Genomic DNA, 22,337 nt, shown 5'->3' on the forward strand with positions numbered 1-22,337 from the left:
CTACCTGCGGATCAGCTCTTTGCACGCTCTAATTGAATTTATTTATGGGCCAGCGCCGCTACATCATCCGCCGTAATGGCACCCTTGTAAATATGCAGCTCATCGATCATGCCCTTGAACGGCGCATCCCACCAGTTCACGCCCAAGCTAAAGGTGCCTTGGTCATCGAGGAACACATCCGGGAAGCCGGTGCCTGTAAATTTCTCTTCTCCGTTCACGTACACGGTGACATGGCCCTTGTTGACGGTGAAGGCAAAATGCGTCCATTCTCTCGGAACTGTATTCACGCCGGTTCCAGCATCATACCAGTTCGATCCCGCCCATAACATCGCACTGTTTCCTACGCCGTCATGGCCCTTCGGCTGAAAACTGATCCAGCTGTCACTGGTCTGCGCTCCAAAAAAGACTGGCGTATAAGGTGCAAGCTCCTCCGCATATACCCACATCGTTACCGAGTAGCTATCGCCGGAAATCAGTCCCTTCGGCAGCAGGACGCCTGACGCGCCGTCGAATACGGCTGCTTTGCCGGTTACGCCCGGCTCATAGGAAATGGTTCCGCCGGACGGTGAACTGATCATGTCCCCAATAACCGTCCCTGCCCCAAAGCTGCCCGCTGTATCGAGTAAATGATCCTCAAAGGAAAATTTGGCTGCTAATTCTGCAGCGGTCTCGCCCGAATCCGGAGCGTATTCCTGCGACAGCTTTGCCACCAGCTCAGCGGTAATCGGCACGTCATAAATCCGCACCTCATCCATCATGCCCTTAAACGGCGTATCCCACCAGTTCACGCCCAAGCCGAAGGTGCCGTGTTCATCCGTAAACACATTCGGGAAGCCGGTGCCTGTAAATTTCTGTACGCCGTCGACAAAGACTTTTACCGTTCCGCGATCAACCGTAAAGGCTACATGATGCCATTCATTGGCGCGGATTCTGGAGCCGGTCGTCGCATCGTACCAAGACTCGCCCGACCATAGCATCGTGTTGTTATCCCAGGATTGCGGCACCAGGCTGATCCAGCTGTTATTCGCCTTTGCGCCGAAGAAACTCGTCGCAAATTGCGTGTGCTGCTCCACATTCAGCCACATGGCGACAGAATATCGGTCGCTGGCAATCAGTCCATCCGGCAGTTTAATGCCGGAATTCCCGTCAAATATCGCAGCTTTGCCTTTTACCCCTTCATCATAGGTTATTGTGCCGCCAGTGTTGTCGATCCGGTTGCCTGTAACTGTACCTGCGCCGAAATTGCCGACGGTATCGAGCAAATCCCCCTCAAAAGAATACTGTGCCACCAGGCCATATGCAGGATCGATCGGCACAACCACGATCTCGAATGTCTTCGTGGCGGTCGCCGTTCCTTTCGTCATGGTCGCCGTAAGTGTCGCCGTCAAATTCGCTTCGCCAACCTCCGGCGGTGAAATAATCCCCTTGTCGGTGATGACCGTTTCATCTGAGGTTTGCCAGGAAATGACCGTACCGCGGGCACCAGTCGTTGGCAGCGTTAAATGGGTCATGACCCGGCTCGTATCGCCAAGCTCCAGAGCGCTCTTCACATCGCCCACGATCTGTTCGTCCGATTTGTCCGGCTGCCGGATACCCCAAACGGTCTCTCCAGCAGAGGAGATCGCGGTAAATGTCATCGTCTCCCGTTCGAGCGCCGTATCCCACTGACGGACGAATACTCCGTCATAGGTTACACCATCTACCGTGATTGCAGCCAGATGTCCATTCCGCAGCTCCCAAGATCCTGTAACATCGCCTGTTATCGTCCTATCCTCGTTCAGACGGACGTTAACAGCATGCGTGATATTTCCAGAATAGGCCAGCCCATGGTTTATAAATTTGTAATCACCAGCAATGTCGCCGGCATTCGCCGTTTGAATCGTCTCCCCGGCATAGCGCTCCGGCGCGACCACGAACCAGCCGTCTTTATTCAAGAACATCTGATGGACGCGAAGCTCATGCGCCTCGCCCCTTTGCGGAAAACGCGTATGGAACAGCAGGAAGTACTTCCCTGACTCCTCCTCATAATATACGGAGTTATGGCCTGGCGATGCATAGCCGTAGCCTATGCCCGTCCCCGGCTCTCCGACCTGCCGCTCAAAGAGGAAATTGCCGATCATCTTGATGCCGTACGGCGAGTTATCGGTATTGCCCGGAAGAACCGCATTGTTCCCCGCCACATCTACATATGGGCCATCCGGCTCGGTCGCCCGGAACAATCTCATGTTGTAGCCGCCGTCCGCCCCCAGCCATCCATAAGTCACATTCAAGAAATAGTAGCCGGTAGCCTTATCATAAATAATGTACGGGCCTTCTCCCGATTTCGTATATCCGCCGGCAATTTTGGTGCCGAAATAACGATCGATGATTCGGCCATCCGCCGTAATTCCATCCTGGCCTGGATACATCGCCCGGCCTGTCTGCGGATCGAGCTCAAGGACGAAAATTCCGCCAGACCAGGAGCCATAGGTCATCCACAGCCTTCCGCTGCTATCCGTAAACAATGTCGCATCAATAGCGTTCGGATACATGCTGTTGTTATAGGAGCCATTGCTGTTGAACCAGTTCGGGTTGCTTCCGGTCAATATGCCGTTATCGACCAGCGCCTGAATATTTGTATTTGTCCATTTCTTGTTGACCTGGCTATCGGCATCGTAGGCGTCGTTTCTCGTAAATCCCGAGTACACGATCGTATCCACATATTGATAAGGGCCTTCGATGTTTTTGGATACCGCATAACCGATCGCCGACCGGATATAGGTGGAGGATGCGCTGTAATACATCATATAAGCGCCCTTAGTTCCATCCTCATTCACGTAATGCTCGTTCCAGACGACGTCCGGCGCCCAGACGGAGAAACCGCCTTTACTGTCGGAGTCGTTCTCTCCAGCCCAGGCAAACGAACCCGCCAAATTCGCGGATAAATCGCCAAAAATCACATTGCCTGGCGTCTCGTACCCATTCGTGAACCGGGTCCAGTTCATCAGATCAGCCGACTTGGCCGCCTCGATATGTGAGCCGAATACGTAATATGTGCTGCCATCTTTGATGATGGACGGGTCATGAACCGACACCTCGGTAAATGCCGGCTTGCCCCCCGGCTGCGGATTCGGGTTTGGCGATGGTCTGGAAGTTGACGGCGAGCTTGAACTCGAACCTCCGGGCGTATTTGTACTTCCATTGCCGGGAACCGGAGCTCCCTCCCCTTCACGGACGAGTCTCTGATCGTTTGAATGAATCACTCCTTTGCCTCTCACCGGAATCGTCTTATTTACATAAATGACGACCTCTTCGATTACGCTGCCTTCGTAAACATTCAGTGCCGCCTGCTGACGAAGAACGAGCTTCTTCATCAAGCCCTGCAGCAAGCTAAGCTCAGGATTGGACAAGGAACGAACCTCGACCTCAGCGAATTCTCCTGACAGTTGTACCTTCGAGTGCTTCGGCAAAGCCTCGTCCAATATCACTTGCACGAAGCCTTCGGCCCCGTCCGCCAGCGTCCTTTCCTCCAATTTGGCGCTGGATTGGACAATGATTTGCTGGACACTTGTATGGCCTTTGGCCGCCAGTCTAATTTGCCCGTTCCGCTTATTTACAACGATTTCACGAATTTCAGAATCGGCCAAGATGACTGTGTTCTCCCCGCCCCCGTTCGCGTACACCCTGCCCTGTACCTTGACGTTGTCGAGCGTCACTTCTCCCTCGGCAACCCCTTCTGTCAAATACAGATTACCTTGAATCGTTGCATCCTTCAGAACAATGCCGCCGCGATGGATGACCGCATTCCGGTACGAGCCGCCCGAATGTGTGCCTTCCTGATTAAAAATTTCGCCGGACAGCTTGCCGAGCAGAACGAGCGCCTCGGCTCTCGTCACGGGATTGCCGCCTCTAAAAGAATGATCGGGATATCCGCTCGCATAGCCGCCTTCCAGCAGCGCAGCTACCGCCGGGGCACTCCAGGAAGGAAGCTCCTCCCCATCCTGAAGCTGCACCGCCGTGCCCGATGAGCCGGAGGGCTGCAATGCAAACACCTTCGCCAGTACGACGGCCGCTTCCTGCCGCGTAATCACTGCGCCTGGGCGTACAGTCCCATCCTCATATCCGCTCAAATAACCGGCTGTAATCGCTTTCTTAATTTCTGAATAATAAGCATCCTCAGCATGCATATCCTTAAAGGAAATTTCATTCACTGCCGAGAAATTAAATACTTTATTGACCAAGGTCACAAATTCAGCTCTCGTTATCGCCTGATTTGGCTTAAACGACCCATCGCCATAACCGTGAACCAGCCCTTTCTGAACCCAGTCGGCAAACGGCTTCTCCGCCCAGTGGCCCTTTACGTCGGTTATGTCGGTTGTGCTGCTTACAGCGCTTATACCGCCTATACCATTTTTGTCACTAACGCCGTCTATGCTATTTCCGCCGCTGCCCGAACCGGAAAAACTGCCAGGCTCGGCAAAAGCCGCGGCAGGCATTAGCATGGCCAAAGTCAATATGACGGCCAGCAGCTTATCCCATATACGCTTCACATTCATTTCCCCCTCTATGGATTCATGTAAATAAAAGGACCGGCAGCGTACTGGATTGACGAATGGCTCCATCTCGCTGTCGGTCCTTGTTCTTCTTCTGTGAGCTGTTACTCTACAGCAATCGTGACGACGGACATGGCCGGCAGCTTGATCGCCAGCTTATTGCCCTGCACGGCAGCTCCAGTGAATTCCACCGGCTTGACGGCCTCCGGCTGCTCAAAGGTATTATGGGCATTCATCTTGTCAGCCGTGAGGATCGTTCCCGATACCTTCGCACCGACAGCACCGAGACCGCGAAGCTCAAGGTCGAGCTCGGCATCCTGCAGATGATCGATATTGCACAGGCTGATATGGACTTTACCTGCAGCATCTCTGGAAGCGGAGACCGTTACCTGCGGCAGTTTCTCGCCATTGTATTCGTACTCGCCAAAGGTAGAATCAACGGCCAGCAGCTCGGCATCCTGATGAACCTTGTACATGTCGAACACATGATAGGTCGGCGTCAGGATCATTTTCTCGCCTTCCGTCAGAATCATCGCCTGCAGCACGTTGACGGTCTGAGCAATGTTCGTCATTTGCACGCGGTCGCAGTGGTTGTGGAAAATATTGAAGTGCAAACCGGCCACCAGTGCGTCCCGAATCGTGTTCTGCTGATACAGGAATCCTGGATTCGTTCCCGGCTCCACATCGAACCACGTGCCCCATTCATCGATGATCATGCCTACGCGTTTGTCCGGATCGTATTTATCCATGATCGTGCTGTGCTTGCGAATCAATTCGTCCATATGAAGAGCTTTCTTCATCGTCATAAACCACTCGTCCTCCGGAAAGTCGAGGGCCGATCCTTTGCCCAGCCAGAAGTCCCCCGGAATCGTGTAATAATGCAGGCTTAATCCGTCCATAAGCCAGCCAGCATTCTTCATTAACACTTCCGTCCAGTTATAATCGTCCACATTCGCCCCGCCGGCGATTTTATAAATTTTGTTGTCCCCGTAATTACGCACATAAGTTTGATAGCGGCGGTACAAATCAGCGTAATATTCCGGACGCATATTTCCGCCGCAGCCCCAATTCTCATTCCCCACGCCAAAATATTTCAGTTTCCATGGCTCTTCCCGGCCATTCTCTCGTCTCCAGTTCGCCATGGGGGATTCGCCGTCAAAGGTCATATATTCGACCCATTCCGACATCTCCTGTACCGTTCCGCTGCCCACGTTGCCGCAAATATACGGCTCGCATTCCAGCAGCTCGCAGAGCAGCAAGAACTCGTGGGTTCCGAAATGATTGTTCTCAACCACACCGCCCCAATGCGTGTTGACCATGCGTTTGCGGCTTTCCCTAGGCCCGACGCCGTCCTTCCAATGATATTCGTCGGCGAAGCAGCCTCCCGGCCAGCGCAGCACCGGAACCTTGATCTGCTTCAGCGCCTGGAGAACGTCATTGCGAATTCCTTTCGTATTGGGGATCGGGGAGTCCTCGCCAACCCAAATCCCCTCGTAGATGCAGCGGCCCAAATGCTCCGAGAAATGGCCGTAAATATTCTTATTAATAGTTCCTTTGCGGATGTCCGCGTTAACGATCACGACATTGTTCAAAATGATGCCCTCCAGATGAAAAATAATATTTTCCCATTACAAGACAAGCAGCAAATTACCGAGTTCGTTGCGCATCCGGCAGCGGTTCCCCGAAGTTCGGCGTTCCGTCCTCATTCCAATGGAAGATTTGGGCGCGCGTATGCCGGTTTGGATCATACAGCGGATCCCCTGTAATCTCTTTGTAATTGCGGGCATGATAGACAATGACGTCCCGGCCGTCCTCTGTAACCGTAAAGCTGTTATGTCCCGGACCATATTGCCCGTGCTCCTCATTCGTCTGGAAGACGGGAACCGGAGATTTGGACCAGGCTTGCGGATCAAGCAGATCGGCATTTTCGTCTGCACACAACAGTCCCATGCAATAATTGTGATCCGTGGCGCTGGCCGAGTAGCTGATGAATATTTTTCCGTTGCGCTTTAAGACCGCTGCTCCTTCATTCACCTTGAAGCCAATGACCTCCCAGTCATATTCCGGGGTTGAGATCATCGTCTGCTCTCCTGTCAGCGTCCACGGATTGCTCATTTTGGAAATATACATATTCGAGTTGCCGTCAATTTCAGGATCCTTCTGCGCCCACACATAGTACAGATCCCCCCGGTGCTCGAACACGGTCGCGTCCAGGGCAAAAGATTCCCAGCGGGTGCGAACCTGCCCCTTCTCTACCCAAGTTCCTTCAAGCGGGTTAACTGCACTGTTCTCCAAAACGTACATCCGGTGATCGAACAAGCCGTCCTTCGTCTCCGTTGTTCGAGCAGCGGCGAAGTAGATATACCATTTACCCTGAATATAATGAATTTCCGGAGCCCAAATGTTAGCGCTAAGCGGCCCGGTTTCATACTTTCTCCAAGCCACAACGGGCTCTGCCTCGCCAAGCCCTTGAATCGTTCGGGCTCTGCGCACTTCGATCCGATCGTACTCCGGGACAGAAGCCGTAAAGTAGTAATAGCCGTCACTATGCAGGTAAACCCAAGGATCAGCCCGTTGCTCTATAATTGGATTTTTGAATTCATGGTTTGTCATCATTCTGGTTTCTCCTTTGTGAAATCATTTTGTGTACATCCAGGGCAGGCTCAGCTCTCTCGTTGGGCCTTTTGCTTGCCCCAGATTGAAACTCCACGCTCATCCAATCCGGTAAATACGAGGGTTTGCCCCCCTTTTTCCCAATCCCATGAAGGAAGCAGCTGCACGCTCGCGCTTTTCCCCTCGCCTTCGGCAACATCGTTCCATGTCAAAGTCACCGTTCTCCGTCCATCGAATTTCCAGGTCCCTTGTCCCCGGCTGCCTTCCAGCTTCCCTTTGGGGTGAAGGATAAGCTGGTCGGACTCGATCAGTCCGTCGATAAACGGATCGATTTCAATCCGTTCCCACGCCCCGGCAATCAGCGCCTCCGGTATGTCCTGCTCCTGCTCTCCGGCATATCTCTCTGGTGATACGACAGGCCATCCGTCCTCCGTCCACAGAATTTTGCGGATATGAAGATATGACCAATGCTTATCTACCTCTCCGCGGGCATGATGAACGATGTAATATTCGTCTCCATCCTTGAGAACGGAATTGTGGCCTGGTGCTATCCAGCCCTCGTCTTCGCCGAACTTATAGCCGCCGAGAATTTTAGTGCCAACCTCATACTGCGGCTCGAATCCGGTATCTGTCATTTCCCGCCCGTTATAGTCCACATAAGGCCCGGTAATCTTATCTGAACGAGCCACCCGTACGTTATAATCCTCGAATAAAGAATCATAGGATACGAACAAATAATATTTGTTTAACTTCTCGTTATAGATGATATAAGGCCCTTCAACTGCCCCGTCCTCCGAAATAGGATCACGTGCGGCTATTCTAGTGCCGAATCCTTCCTCGCCAGGCTTCCCTGTCTCCGGATCAAGTTCAATGATGTGAATTCCGCCAAAAAAAGAACCGTACACCATCCACATCCGCCCATCGGCATCCGTAATAATGTTAGGATCGATGGCATTCAGCACATCCTCGCTTCTCGTCTTAAGCACAGCCCCTTGATCTTTCCACGGGCCTTCGATGGACTTGGAAGTTGCCATGCCGATCATAGACTGCCTGCTGCCAAACGTGGAAGCCGAATAATAGAGCCGGTACTCATCCCCATGCTTCACGACATCGGGAGCCCATAAATTGACTGCCCCGCTCCAAGCCCCAGCCTCTTCCGAAATACCCGGCAGCGCATAGCCGACCCATTGCCAGCGGATAAGATCCTGGGATTTGCGCACCATGACTCCCGGCTGCGGCTCTCCGCCGACTTTGACGTCCGTAGAAAAGATATAATAGCCGTCTTCCGTCTTGATAATGCCAGGATCGTGGGCATTGTTGACCGTCCACTTCTCTTCTGCATGAAGAATTGACGTATCATACATCGCCATCTCACCTGGCGAATCGGGAAATATCGGTTGGGGCGCTCCTTTTCCCGTGCAGCCAACCGCCCCGAGAATCATCAATAGAGACATGCCTGACAGCACCGCCTTTTTAGATATATTCATTGCTGCTCACCGCCCTGCAGACTCGCTTATCCTTTCACTCCAGAAATCGCGACCGACTCGATAATTTGCTTCTGGAACACAAGGAAAATGATCAGCACCGGCAGAAGAGCAATAACAGAAGCCGCCATAATCAGCGGATAGTCCGTCTGGATCGCATACGTCGCATTAAAGTTCGCTATAACGAGCTGGAGCGTCATTTTTTCCGGCGAATTCAAATAAATGATCGGTGCCAGATAATCGTTCCATATGCCCATAAACCATAAGATCAGCTGAGCGGCCACGGCAGGTTTGATTAATGGAAACGTAATGACCGAGAAGAGCCGGAAATAAGAGCTTCCATCAATTTTTGCCGCCTCAATAACCTCGTTCGGAATGCTGATCAAATACTGCCTCAGGAAGAAAATCATAATAATATTGCCGAATAAGCCAGGAACGATGAGCGGCAGCAGCGTATCGATCCAGCCCATTTTAGAGAACATCATAAATTGCGGAATCATGACTGCGGGATAAGGGATCATCATCGCCGACAGCAGCATGAGAAAAATTTGATTTTTGCCGGGAAATCTGAGCTTCGCGAACGAAAATGCGGCCAGACTGGAGGTAAACGTACCTACGACTGTAACTGAAACCGCGATGATAACGCTATTTTGGATCCCGCTAAGCAGCGGACCGGCTTCCCATATTTCCAAGTACTTGCTCCATTGCGGATTACTAGGGATCCACACCGGAGGCAATGCAAATACGTCCAGTTTCTGTTTGATCGAAGTAGACAGCATCCATAGCAGGGGCGCAATCATAAATACGGCCCCGATCGCCAATATGATGAAAATAATCGTATTCGTCAGCTTGATTCTAGTCGAATGAGACATATTCATATTCTCTCCTTTCCCTCATGCTCAAATATCAAAGGATGACTTCTCGTTCATTTTGAATTGAATCAGGGTCACAATAAATATGAATATGCCCAGAACAACTGCCATGGCGGAGGCATAACCCATTTGCAGGTTGTTGAAAGCCTTCTGCCAAATATAGAACACGACGGAAGCCGATGAATATTCCGGTCCCCCCGTAGAGGTCATGATGTTGATTTCCGTAAAAATTTGCGACCCGCCGATAATATTCGTCACAACGATAAAGAAGGTCACCGGCTTGACCATCGGCCAAGTGATATGGCGGAAGGCCGCGAAGCCGTTGGCTCCGTCCAGTTCAGCCGCTTCATAATAGGAGCGGGGAACGCTTTGCAGAGCTGCTAAATACAGGAGCATCGTGTAACCAAGGCCTTTCCATACGGTCATCATGATTAGGGCTGGTTTGACCGTATGCTTGTTCATCAGCCAGTTTGGCCCTTTAATGCCGAACAGTTCGAGGAATTGGTTCACCAAGCCGTAATCGCCGTTAAAAGCCCAGCTCCACATAATCGAAATAGCGGCAAGCGAAGAAATGACCGGAACATAATAAATGACGCGAAACGTCGTCGTTCCTGGTATGCCCCGGTTCAATCCGAGGGCAAGCAGCAGGGCGAGCACGATGCCGATCGGAATTCCGATCATCATGTAGATGGTATTGAAGCTTGCCTTGTGGAAGAGTTCATCCGTAAACAAATCCTTAAAATTGCTCAGGCCGATGAAATCCATCTGTCCCAGGCCATCCCAGTCCGTAAACGAACCGTAGAACGAATACGCCACAGGAAACAAGGTAAATAGCAAAAAGCCCAAAACCGGGGGAGTTACATACAGCAGTCCGTACATTTTTTCTTTTCGATAGAGATTCGATTTGGTTTTCATGCGGTTCACCTCTATTTCGGATGCCAGAATGAAAATGATGCTAGCCCCTTTGTATGATAACCTCAGTGACTAACATCATTTTGCATACTGGATTATTACGATGCTAATGTTGCAGAACGGTTATTTTTTCTTCGATTTTTGCTCCTGTTCAATGGCTTTATCCAACAGCTTTTGCATCTTCGGCTGTTCCTGCTTCACATATTCCGCAGCCGTAATTTTGCCATCCAGGACTGGCTGGATATCCGTAAAGAACAGGTTGTACCATTCGGCATTGTAAGTATAGTGGCCTGGCAGCACTCTGCCGTAATCTCCTACGATGTCCAGGAACTCCTGTTTGTTGGCTGGTTTCGTCGACGTATCGGCAGCCCATTCCTCCGCCATATCGATCAGGTTCGGAATTTGCACTTTGGCGTTAACCAGCATTTCCATGCCTTCCTTGGATGCGGTCAAATAGTTGACCAGAGCAACCGCCTCTTCCGGATATTTCGTCTTCTCGGAAACTCCGATTCCAAGCGAGCCTATCCAAGTAGCGGACTTGCCTGTCGAGCCTGCAGGGTAAGGCATTAGATCATATTCGAATGGGAGCCCTTCGTAAGTACTCATATCCCAAGGTCCTACCGGGAAGAAGGCCAGCTCGCCTTTCATCCAGCGCTGGTAGGTATCCAAGGTTTGCGCATCTTCGGCGGAAGGCGTAATTTTATGGACGTTTTGCATGTCTGCAAAGAACTGCAGCGCTTCCACAAATTTCGGATCATCGATCGTGACTTTCGTCTTTGTCTCGTCAATCCAGTCTGCACCATTGCTCCAGACTAGCGACTGCAATACCCAGTTCACGTTAAAGCCTGTCCCGTATTGATCGATTTTTCCGTCTCCGTTCGTGTCCTTGGTCAGCTTTTTGTTCACTTCGATAAATTCATCCCAGGTCATCGGGACGTCATTGTCAGGCAGCGGGATGCCTTCCTTCTCGAACATCGTCTTGTTATATCCTAAAGCGAACGGCCCAACGTCCTTCGGCATGCCGTAGATATCGCCTTGTCCGGCCATCTCACCGTCATAGCGGTATAAATCAACGCCGTATTTCCAAATGTTATCAAGATTAATATCGTCGTTATAATTCAGGTATGGCGTAAGGTTCATCAAAATTCCGCTGTTCACGTAGGCTTTCAAATCGCCGGATTCAAAGTAGAACACGTCAGGCACTTTATTTCCCGTGATGGCCGCTTTCAGCTTCGTGGCATACTGATCCGCTGCTGTAACGACCATTTTCACTTTTACGCCGGGATGATCCGCTTCAAATTTCTTGACGACTTCCGTATAAGCCTTCTGCTCATCGGTACCTCCGCGGTACATAAATGTCAGCTCTTTAGTCTCTGAAGATTTGCCGGCATTCCCGTTGCCATTACCGGCTCCTGCCTCACCGTTCCCTTTGCCTCCGCAGCCTGCCAGCACGGTTGAGAGGATGAGAATGAGCGAAACGAGCGTAAACCAACTTTTTTTCTTGACCACCATAAACCCTCCTAATGAATATTGATTTAACATTGCATGAAATAGAAATGTTGTGCCTACGTATTCTTCAATCATATGTAAAACTATTTCTAAATAATTGAATGAATCCGCTTGCAAGTATAAAATAACATATAGAACGCAGATTGTAAATAATAAAACATAAAACTTTTTATAATTATCTAAAATTAAATGGTGAATAGCGTTAAAAGGGGAGACAGGAACTAAATTAGCGCTTATTTAGAGGCATTAATTTTATATAAATATATAATATAAGGATTATATCATCCATATTTCTTTATATATATTTGCTTTTCAATCAAATTTAGGATGTTTTATAGGGAATAAGAAGTATTTATTTATGCTTAATTAAAATAAATGGGCTTCCCATGACCTTGTCCAACCGGAAATGAAGAAAAAAGCACCTGTCGGTGCCTCATCAAATGAGGAGATTAGCTGCTCTCTCCGATGATTTAGGGGCGGCCAGCTAACCTTTTACCGCCCCGGCCGTCATGCCATCGATGAAATATTTTTGGAAGGCTACAAATAAAATAAAAATGGGAAGAATCGAAAAAAACGAGCCTACAATCAATAAATCATAGTTGTTTCCGTAGGGTGTGAGCAGCGTCTTGAGGCCAATCGGGAGCGTGTACTTCCCGGCATCGCTCAGCACCATAAACGGCCACAGGAAGTTATTCCAGCTGTTCATGCCGTTCAGAATCGCCATCGCTGCAAAAGACGGCTTCATGACAGGCAGGATCAATCTTACGTAAATCCCATATTCCGTAGCCCCGTCAACCCGGCCTGCAGCAATGATCTCCTTCGGCACGCCTCTTAAGTATTGCCGGAAGAAGAAGATCGTCGCGGCGCTGGCGATCCCCGGAAGCACGATGGCCGAATAGGAGTTCATGAGACCGATATTATGGGTCAGCGTATACAAAGGCAGCAGCAGAATTTCAAACGGCACCATCATGATCAGCAGCACGCAGATAAACAGGAAGTTCTTCCCCTTGAATTCGTAGGCCGAGAACCCGTAAGCCACCGTTGCGCTAACCAGCAAGGTTAGCACCACCTGGACAATCGTCAGCAGCAGCGAGTTAAAAAACCAGGTGAAATACGCATGGTTCCCGGAGAATAAATAAACGAAGTTATCAAAATTCATGACCGAGAGGTCGAAGCTCAAATTCAGGCCGTAGCGGATCAAATCCTCCCCCGGCTTGAAGGAGGCGATGGTTACGGCATAAAACGGAATGAGAATTAGCGCACACAGGATGGCGAAAAAGACAAAAAGGATGATTTTAACGGAAGTATCCCTGCTCATTCGTCACTCCTCCTTCTTGAACATCCCGGAAAAGGCCAGCTGCGTCAGATTGATGACCATCGTAATGGCCAAAAGCACAATGCCGACGGCTGCCGCATATCCGAGATTGTTCTTCTCGATTCCTTGCCGGTACAAATATCCGACGATCGTAAGGCCGATGTTCTTGGGCGAGTTATTTCCATTCCACAGCATCATGCTCTCGATGAACATCGCGAGTCCCGCATAAATGCTGATCGTTAATACATAGATCGTGGTCGGTTTCAATAAAGGCATCGTGATCCTTGTGAATTTCTGCAAGGACGACGCTCCGTCGATCGAGGCGGCTTCATAGTATTCATCCGGAATATTTTTGAGGCCTGCCAAAAAATAAAGCATATTGACCCCTGTCCACCTCCAGGTCGCCAGCGACACCAGAGCTACAAATCCAGTAACCTGCCCCTTCAGAAATTTGACTGGACCGATTCCGAACCAGGCCAGCACGCTGTTGATCAGTGAGCCTTCCATTTCTCCAAACATCAGCCGGAAAATCGTCCCGGCCACGACCACGGAGGTCAATGCCGGAAAGAAGAAGGAGGATTTAAAGAAATCTCTCCCCCACATGAATTTATTGTTGATGAGTACGGCAAACAGCATCGGAAATGGAATCAGCACAGCTAGAGTAAGCACCATGTAAACGGCGCTGTTCGTTACGGCTTTGAGGAATACGCCGTCGCCCATCAGCTTCTCGTAATTGCTGAAGCCGACCCAGCTGGCTTCCTGCCCGAGCTGGATTTTCTGAAAACTCATGCCAAATGAGCTGCCCAGCGGATAGACCCAGAAGAATAAGAACACGAGGATAAAAGGCAGCACAAAAACGTAGGGAGCGACTTTTTGCGAGTAGAGAAATTTTTTGATCATCGCACTACTCCTTTATGAAATGGAGTCGGAGCTGCCCTTGGGAAGGACAGCCTCCTGAATTGATGAATAAGCGGTTACTTGCTATTTCAATTCTTGTTCAATTTGCGCTTGAGCTGCGTCTAGTGCTTCCTTTATATCTCTGCCGTCTTCAAATATTTCGTTCAAGGTCACTGTGCAAAGGACATTGTTGATCGTTGGCGTCGCAGAGGTCGATTTGATCAGCTGGATTTCGCCCTTGAGCTCATTCAGAACATCGAAGGGGTTGTTCTGGAAATATTGCACGAACTGGTTGTCTGGGTTGTGCGTAACGTCCTTCATGTCCCAGACGTCCATGTTGACCGGATCAAAGCCCAGCGTATTCCAGATTTCCTTATTCGCATCCAGCGATAATTTGGCGAAGGCCAGGAAGTCCTTGGCCAGCTGAATATCCTTGGCCGTCTTCGTCACGACGGTGCCCGTGCCTCCCCCGCCCACAGAGCGCGGCATTCCTTTCTCAATGACGGGGATCGGCGCGATCGCAATTTTGCCGGATAAATCCTTCATATAGTTCGTATATCTCGACATTTGCCATAGAGGCATGAAAGCGGTAGCGTAATTGCCCGCATTGAACTCACCGTAGGCTTCCTCGGTATCCGGCTGCCCTCCGGCAATCGTCGATAGAACATTGCTGTCCTGCAAATCCTTCAGAATGGTCAGACCTTTGACCATTTGTTCCGAGTTTACGACGGGCTTGCTGGCCTCATCCGTAAAATCGCTGCCCTGCTGCGCAAGCAGCATCGAGGTCTGCCAGGTTGCGCTGGTATCGGCGGTACCCATGTATTTGCCGGTGGCTTCGTATACTTTGATTCCAGCCTGCTTGAAGTCTTCCCAGGTCTCGATCGTCTTGTAGTCGACGTCAGCCTGCTCTAGAATTTCCGTATTATAGAACGCGACCGATGCGCCTACATGGGTAGGCACGCCGTAATTTTGGCCGTCCTTGCTGTACAGGTCGACCCTGGATTTCACGATCGTGTCGCGATACGGGTCAATCACGTCATTCAAAGGCACCAATTGGGGAGTCCCTGCAAGGAAATCCGGGAACTTGCCCAGCTCAATGTCCGCGATATCGGGAGCCCCAACCCCTGTTTGCACGGCGATCGATAGTTTATTATGCATGTCATCGTAAGGCATTACTGTCACATTCAATTTGATTTGCCGATCCTGGTTGGCCTCGTTCCATTTGCCAAGCATCTTCTCAAAATGTTGACCGTGTAACTCCACAAATGTCCAATAGGACAATTCCGTTGCGCCTTCACCTGCTCCTCCGTCGAGAACCGAGGTTTGCCCTCCCATGCTCTTAGGCGACTGCCCGCAACCGAACAATGCGAGCGTCATTGACATTGCGACAAGCACAATAAACCATCTTTGCTTCATTGTTGACCTCCTTAAAATTTTCTTTTAAGTGCAGATCATAGAAGTTAAAGTTGTGCATACTTGTTAAATCCGGCGGCTGTACGCTGCTGTGCCTGTGACGAGTTGTCAGTTTAGGTAATGTTAAACTATGTTGTACGCAGATGGGCTGCGAACAGCTGTAACTGGCTATGCGCTACTCTTAGCTATGCGCTGCTCATGGGCTATGAACAGCTGTGTGCTACATCTTAGCGATGTGCTGCTCATGGCTATGAACAGCTGTGTGCTGGTCTTAGCCATGCGCTGCATCTTAGCTTTGAACAGCTATTTGCTGGCATGACTCGGCTGTAATTGGCGTGACTGGCGCTGCTATGCCTTCTTTAATCGGATGACGTTCCAGGAGGCTTTGGAGAGGCGAGTATTCACGTAGCCATTCTCACAGGCGGCATCGCCATGCGAATGCGGCTTCACTTTCTCCTCATTAGCCGTATTTGCCGCCTTGAGATCATCATGCTCAAGTACGATATGCTCGATCACCCGGTAGTTCTCGAAGCCCCGCACATCACATTTCAGCTCCAGCGCTTCCTCCAAGTGGCGATTCACCGCGAAGATGGTCAGTTCTTCTTCGGCTTCATTGTATACGACAGCACTGTCCAAATAAGGAACATCGGTGTAATCCTGCGCATCATAGACCGGAGATTCGACGACCGGCTGCAGCGATACGCCCCGACCATAAATCGATGCGTGCATGTAAGGGTAGAAAATCGTCTGCTTCCAGGCCTTTCCGCCATTCTCGGTCATAATCGGCGCGATGACGTTGACCAGCTGTGCCATGCAGGCCATTTTCACCCGATCGGCATGCCGCAGAAGCGTAATCAGCATGCTGCCGACAAGCAAGGCATCCTCGAAATTATAGACGTCCTCCAGCTGCGGCGGCCCCACGCTCCATGGCTCGATCTCTCGATCCGCTTGGTTGGAGTGGTACCAGACATTCCATTCATCAAAGCTGAGATACATCGTCTTCTTGCTGCGCTTCTTCGCCTTAATGTAGTCGCAGGTTGCGATGACAGTGCGGATGAAATGCTCCATATCCATGGAGCGCGCCAGATAGTTGGCGGTGTCATTGTCCCGGTTGCCATAGTATTGATGCAGGGAAACGAAGTCAGCCACATCGTAGGTGTGATCCAGCGTAACCGCTTCCCATTCCGGGAATGTCGGCATCGCCGTGCTGGAGCTCCCGCAGGATACGAGCTCGATGTCGGGATCGACGAGCCGCATCGCTTTAGCTGTCTCGTAAGCCAAGCGGCCATACTCCACCGGAGTTTTCTGGCCGATTTGCCAAGGACCGTCCATCTCGTTGCCCAGGCACCAGGTCTTGATTTTGTGTGGCTGCTCATAGCCGTGGCTGCGGCGCAAGTCGCTCCAATAGCTTCCTTCCGGGTGATTGCAGTATTCGAGCAGATTTCTCGCCGCATCGACGCCCCGGGTGCCGAGGTTAACGGCCATCATGACCTCGGAGCCAACCTCCTTGGCCCAGTTCATAAACTCATTCGTGCCCACCTCGTTCGGCTCCAGCGCCCGCCAGGCGAGATCCAGCCTCTTCGGCCTCTGTTCCACTGGCCCTACCCCGTCTTCCCAGTTGTAGCCGGAAACGAAGTTCCCGCCGGGATAACGAATAATCGGCACGTTCAGTTGCCGGACAAGGTCCTTCACATCATTGCGAAAGCCCAAATTATCCGCTCCAGGATGGGATGGCTCATAAATTCCCCCATACACCGCTCGTCCTAAATGCTCAATAAAGGATCCGTAAATACGTTTGTCTACTTCCGCGATCTTGAACGCTTTGTCTACGACCATCCGTGCTTGCTGCGTTGAAGCTGACTTTGACGTTGTGGACAAAATATTCACCTTCCGTTTCAATTAAACATAAAATGATTTTGTTACACTTGAATGAATCCGCTTGCAAATATAAAATAACATAGAGGGTATAGATTGTAAACGATTAAACATAAACCTTTTTATAATAATATGAAACTATTGCTCTTTTTTATGCTTATTTAGGGCAATTTTAGTTCTTCTGCGGCCTTTGGACATCTATTAAATTTATATAAATATATAATACATACGCTGATATATTCTTGTTTTTTAATCGTTTAAAGGCAATTGGCTAAAAATGCAGGCGATATATCTTGTTTTTTTGGAAATTATTGGTTTAGAATTATTTGAACTAAAAGAGTGATGGAGGATTAGTTGACAGGCTGAGGATGGCTAGTAACCTGTGTGCAGCGGCCGGCGTGGCTGGTTGGGTTGGGCTTGGCTAGTTACTTGGGATGCAATGGGCTGGGCGTCCATACTCGAATGTAGTGGTTGGGCGTGGCCACACTCGAATGCAATGGGTTGGGCGAAGGCTAACGGACACAGCAGACGCTATTCTCGCTTTTCCGGCTAATTTGGCGGCCTAACGGACACAGGAGACCTTATTTACTCAAAACCCATATTCTTTCCAGTCATTTTGGCACAATAGCGGAACCACGGTCCGTTAGCTTACAGATTTGCGGCATTTTGGAGAAATAGCGGATCCAGGGTCCGTTACGTTTGCAGCAAAGCTTTATTTCATTCGAGCATAATGGAACTGAGCCGAAGCAGCCATTGACTGGCATGTAGGTACGATAGTGTGCTATGTATCTTGTGAAACCAAGTAGCTGGCTTGGCCCAAAGCTCGTAATTGAACCAACTGATGTGCTTGAACCGACTGGTGTGCTTGAACCGACTGGTGTGCTTGTACCAACTGATGTGCTTGTACCAACTGATGTGCTTGCCGCCGGTAAATGCAATGGGTTGGGCGAAGGCTAACGGACATAGGAGACGCTATTCTCGCTTTTTCGGCTAATTTGGCGGCCTAACGGACACAGGGGACCTTATTTACTCAAAACCCATATTCTTTCCAGTCATTTTGGCACAATAGCGGAACCACGGTCCGTTAGCTTACAGATTTGCGGCATTTTGGAGAAATAGCGGATGCAGGGTCCGTTACGTTTGCAGCAAAGCTTTGCTTCATTCGAGCATAATTGGACTGAGCCGAAGCAGCCATTGACTGGCATGTAGGTACGATAGTGTGCTAGGTATCTTGTGAAACCCAAGTAGCTGGCTTGGCCCAAAGCTCGTAACTGAACCGACTGGTGTGCTTGAACCGACTGGTGTGCTTGTACCAACTGATGTGCTTGCCGCCGGTAAATGCAATGGGTTGGGCGAAGGCTAACGGACATAGGAGACGCTATTCTCGCTTTTTCGGCTAATTTGGCGGCCTAACGGACACAGGGGATCTTATTTACTCAAAACCCATGTTCTTTTCAGTCATTTTGGCACAATAGCGGAACCACGGTCCGTTAGCTTACAGATTTGCGGCATTTTGGAGAAATAGCGGATCCAGGGTCCGTTACGTTTGCAGCAAAGCTTTATTTCATTCGAGCATAATGGAACTGAGCCGAAGCAGCCATCGACTGGCATGTAGGTACGATAGTGTGCTAGGTATCTTGTGAAACCCAAGTAGCTGGCTTGGCCCAAAGCTCGTAACTGAACCGACTGGTGTGCTTCAACCGACTGGTGTGCTTTAATTAATTGAGCGTACTTGTACCAACTGATACGCTGGTACCAACTAGTCTGCTTGCTGCCCACAAAACCAAAAGCCCTTGACCATAATGGTCAAGGGCTAGCAGCTATACAAGCAACTAACGCGTCTGGTACAGCTCAGCTCGAACAATTCACAATAGCTCAATCGGCTCGAACGGTCAATTTCACTCCTTCGCTGTAATACGGCTGCCCCACACCGCCTCACCTGCGCCGGATAAAGCAGTGAAGACCATGACGTGCTGCAGCGTTCCGCCGTCCCATTGGCGCAGGAAAACGCCGCGGTATACGCTGCCCGAAAGGGCCAGTTCAAGCTCATGGCCGCCGGTAAGGCGCCATGTGCCTTCCTCGCTGCCAGTCACCTTGCCGTTGTCGTCCAGGCGGATGAGCGAGGACTCCTTGACCTCGGCCGTAATGTCCTTGCCGTGGCGGACGAACTTGTAATCGCCGGCAAGCTCCGCCGCATTGTACGACCCGATCGTCTCGCCGCTATAGCGGTGAGGCGCCACGACCGGCCAGCCCTGCTCATTCATAAACATCTGATGCACGCGCACCTCATGCCTCTCCCCCAGATTCGGAAACCGGGTATGAAAAATCAAAAAATACCTGCCTGTCGCTTCATCATAATAAGCGGAATTGTGTCCAGGCGACACATAAGCCGTACCCGCAGCCAGGGTGTCTCCCTCGGCAGAGCCAAATTCCACATTGCCCATCAGCTTCACGCCATAAGGTGCAATCGCCTCATCATCAAAGAACGTGCCCGCAGGGCCGCCTACACGGGTCATGTCATGACCCTCGGCATCCACAAACGGACCGTCCGGCGTTTTCGACCTTACTACGCGAATGTTGTAGCCTCCTGTAGCGTCAAGCCCGCCGTATGACAAAAACAAGTAATAATAATCCGTATCCGGGCTGTACAGCATATAAGGGCCTTCGATGCGGCTATGGTTAGCCCCGAGGAGCTTTTTCCCATAGCCTTGGTCTGGATAAGGGAATCCGGTCTCCGGATCCATCTGCAGAATGTAGATGCCCCCCGAATAAGAGCCGTACACCATCCACAGCTTCTCCTCTTTATCGAAAAATACGTGCGGATCGACGACGTTCGGATGAACGGTGGCATCGTACACCGTACCATCCTCGCTAGGCTGGCCCCACATCCCCGACTTCAGCATAATGCCCAGGTTCTTGTACGGCCCCCCGACCTGATCCGCCACCGCCACGCCCATAGCCGATAATGGGGAATCCCCCTTGCAGGCGTTGTAGTACATGTAAAAACGTCCATCCGGCAATTGAATGACATCCGGCGCCCAAAGCGTATTGCTCTGCGCCCATTCCAGCGTTTCCGCCAGCTCGGTAGTCACGTTCGGGATCAATGGATTACCGTCATGTACCCCTGAAGCAATCTCCGTCCAATTCATGAAATCCGTTGTCTTCGCCGCCGCCAAATGGGAACCAAAGACATAATAAGTATCGTCTACCTTGATGACAGATGGATCATGAACGGATGCATTTTTGAAATTCGGCACCTCATCTGCCGCAGCTTGTTTTCCCGTCTCTGTCTGCACTTTTCCGCCTCCCTTAGCAGCCCCCTCGGGCAAACCGGTCACAGCCTGCCCGCTGCATGAAGCCAGCAGCAGCATGACTGTCCATCCGATGGCTATTTTAAGCTTCAATGGTAACCCTCCCATAGATTGTAACACGATTTATTCGCCAGGATCTCCGCTATGATTGTACTCACATATCTCCTCCAGCTTCAGATCATGTTTCAATTAAACATAAACTAATTTTGTAATCATTAAATGAATTCGCTTACAGCTATAAAATAGCATACAGTCCCCTTATAGTAAACGTATCTATATAAATCTTTTCATATTTTGTTGAATTCCATCTCTTTATTTTTAATATAAGCTTATAAATATAAAGAATCATTCGAAAATCGCTTTATTGCTTGCTGCCTCTTCTTTATATAAGTATAAAATAATGATAATTTAAATTGGAATCAATTGTTTTATATTGTATTAATATTACATTATTTAATTAATTGCTTTCATTTTCAGTTTTGTTGGTTTATAATTATTTGAAACAAACGAAAATGAAATCAACTTTTTTCGGAGGCTGGTACGGTAGATGATCTACATTAAAGATCTAATGAGCGGGATCGACATTTTCAAGGCTCTAGGCTCAGAGATTCGAATTCAAATCCTGGAGCTGCTGGCAAACAATCAATCCTTGAACCTGAATGATCTGGCTAACAAGCTCAATCTAAGCAATGGCGCCATCACGATGCATATTCGGAAGCTCGAGGAAAGCGGGCTTATTGAAATCAATACGACGGTAGGCAAGCACGGAATCCAGAAAATTTGTTACTTGAACAAAGACAAATTAATGGTCGATCTGCGCAGCAAGGATGTGGAAAATTTATATGAGGTGGAAATCCAGGTAGGACATTACAGCGACTACCAGGCGGTTCCTACCTGTGGACTGGCGACGAAGGACAGCATTATCGGCGATTTTGACGACCCGCGCTATTTCGCGGATCCGCAGCGGATCGACTCGGAAATTATTTGGCTCGCCGACGGATTTCTGGAATACCGGATTCCTAACTATTTGAAGCCGAATCAGACGTTCCGCGAAATCCAGTTCTCCATGGAGCTGAGCTCGGAGGCGCCCGGCTTCAATGACAACTACCCGTCCGACATTTACTTCTATATCAATGGCATCGAAATCGGCTACTGGACGAGTCCGGGCGATTTCGGCGATGCCCGGGGAACCTTCAACCCCGACTGGTGGCCGCCTCATTTGAACCAGTACGGCATGCTTAAACTGATCCGTATCAACCACGAAGGCAGCTTCATTGACGGATGCCGGATTTCCGATGTCACCATCGATCAGATCAAACTGGACTACAAGAGCGAGCTGACCTTCAGAATCGCGGTTACCGATAAACCCGTGAACAAAAGAGGCTTAACGATCTACGGCAAGCATTTCGGCAACTATAGCCAAGACCTGCTCGCCCGGGTGCTCTATGATGTTCATGAGGTCCATGAGGCCGAGGATAAAGCATCCTCGAGACCCGGCAAGGATAGCAAGCACACCAACTCGACGGTGCAGACTGCAGCTCAGGAATAAGCAAGGCAACTCATCGGATCGGCCACAATAGGATACAGCAATCAGCCGAAGGCTG

At 50.1% G+C, this 22,337-nt stretch carries 13 protein-coding genes; 1 reads left to right on the forward strand and 12 read right to left on the reverse strand.

Features of this window, described 5'->3' with window-relative positions:
- Positions 1–38: 38 nt before the first annotated feature.
- The 12 genes from MKX50_RS17570 to MKX50_RS17625 all read right to left on the reverse strand — a co-directional run bounded on the left by MKX50_RS17570 (position 39) and on the right by MKX50_RS17625 (position 20,826).
- Positions 39–4,529 (reverse strand): LamG-like jellyroll fold domain-containing protein, encoded by a 4,491-nt coding sequence (locus MKX50_RS17570; RefSeq protein WP_339157459.1) that lies wholly within the window; start codon positions 4,527–4,529, stop codon positions 39–41.
- 107 nt (positions 4,530–4,636) lie between these two features.
- Positions 4,637–6,124 (reverse strand): alpha-N-arabinofuranosidase, encoded by a 1,488-nt coding sequence (locus tag MKX50_RS17575; RefSeq protein WP_339157460.1) that lies wholly within the window; start codon positions 6,122–6,124, stop codon positions 4,637–4,639.
- A 55-nt stretch (positions 6,125–6,179) separates the two neighbouring features.
- Positions 6,180–7,148 carry a family 43 glycosylhydrolase gene (locus tag MKX50_RS17580; protein ID WP_339157461.1) on the reverse strand — a complete coding sequence of 323 codons (969 nt, stop codon included), beginning with the start codon at positions 7,146–7,148 and terminating at the stop codon, positions 6,180–6,182.
- A 47-nt stretch (positions 7,149–7,195) separates the two neighbouring features.
- A complete protein-coding gene (locus tag MKX50_RS17585; protein WP_339160168.1) occupies positions 7,196–8,599 on the reverse strand; it encodes an arabinan endo-1,5-alpha-L-arabinosidase in 1,404 nt (467 codons plus the stop codon).
- A 59-nt stretch (positions 8,600–8,658) separates the two neighbouring features.
- On the reverse strand, positions 8,659–9,501 hold the full coding sequence (locus MKX50_RS17590; RefSeq protein ID WP_213589932.1) for a carbohydrate ABC transporter permease: 843 nt from the start codon (positions 9,499–9,501) through the stop codon (positions 8,659–8,661).
- A gap of 27 nt (positions 9,502–9,528) precedes the next feature.
- Positions 9,529–10,416, reverse strand: coding sequence for a sugar ABC transporter permease (locus MKX50_RS17595; RefSeq protein WP_213589931.1), 888 nt, complete (start codon positions 10,414–10,416; stop codon positions 9,529–9,531).
- 120 nt (positions 10,417–10,536) lie between these two features.
- Positions 10,537–11,922: a sugar ABC transporter substrate-binding protein gene (locus MKX50_RS17600; protein ID WP_213589929.1), complete on the reverse strand. Its 1,386-nt coding sequence runs from the start codon at positions 11,920–11,922 to the stop codon at positions 10,537–10,539.
- Positions 11,923–12,406: 484 nt separating this feature from the next.
- Positions 12,407–13,240 carry a carbohydrate ABC transporter permease gene (locus tag MKX50_RS17605; protein ID WP_213589928.1) on the reverse strand — a complete coding sequence of 278 codons (834 nt, stop codon included), beginning with the start codon at positions 13,238–13,240 and terminating at the stop codon, positions 12,407–12,409.
- Positions 13,241–13,243: 3 nt separating this feature from the next.
- The gene (locus tag MKX50_RS17610; RefSeq protein WP_339157462.1) at positions 13,244–14,137 is read right to left on the reverse strand and encodes a sugar ABC transporter permease; all 894 of its coding nucleotides are present in this window, start codon (positions 14,135–14,137) and stop codon (positions 13,244–13,246) included.
- A gap of 81 nt (positions 14,138–14,218) precedes the next feature.
- On the reverse strand, positions 14,219–15,550 hold the full coding sequence (locus MKX50_RS17615; protein WP_339157463.1) for an ABC transporter substrate-binding protein: 1,332 nt from the start codon (positions 15,548–15,550) through the stop codon (positions 14,219–14,221).
- Between the two features lie 345 nt (positions 15,551–15,895).
- A complete protein-coding gene (locus tag MKX50_RS17620; protein WP_339160170.1) occupies positions 15,896–17,383 on the reverse strand; it encodes an alpha-N-arabinofuranosidase in 1,488 nt (495 codons plus the stop codon).
- 1,937 nt (positions 17,384–19,320) lie between these two features.
- Positions 19,321–20,826, reverse strand: a complete 1,506-nt coding sequence (locus MKX50_RS17625; RefSeq protein ID WP_339157464.1) for a glycoside hydrolase family 43 protein — start codon at positions 20,824–20,826, stop codon at positions 19,321–19,323.
- A 454-nt stretch (positions 20,827–21,280) separates the two neighbouring features.
- Here MKX50_RS17625 and MKX50_RS17630 point away from each other — a divergent pair, with 454 nt between their 5' ends.
- The gene (locus tag MKX50_RS17630) at positions 21,281–22,282 is read left to right on the forward strand and encodes a winged helix-turn-helix transcriptional regulator (RefSeq protein ID WP_339157465.1); all 1,002 of its coding nucleotides are present in this window, start codon (positions 21,281–21,283) and stop codon (positions 22,280–22,282) included.
- The last annotated feature ends 55 nt before the right edge of the window (positions 22,283–22,337 follow it).

It is taken from the genome of Paenibacillus sp. FSL W8-0186 (genome assembly GCF_037969765.1).
GTDB lineage: Bacteria > Bacillota > Bacilli > Paenibacillales > Paenibacillaceae > Fontibacillus > Fontibacillus woosongensis.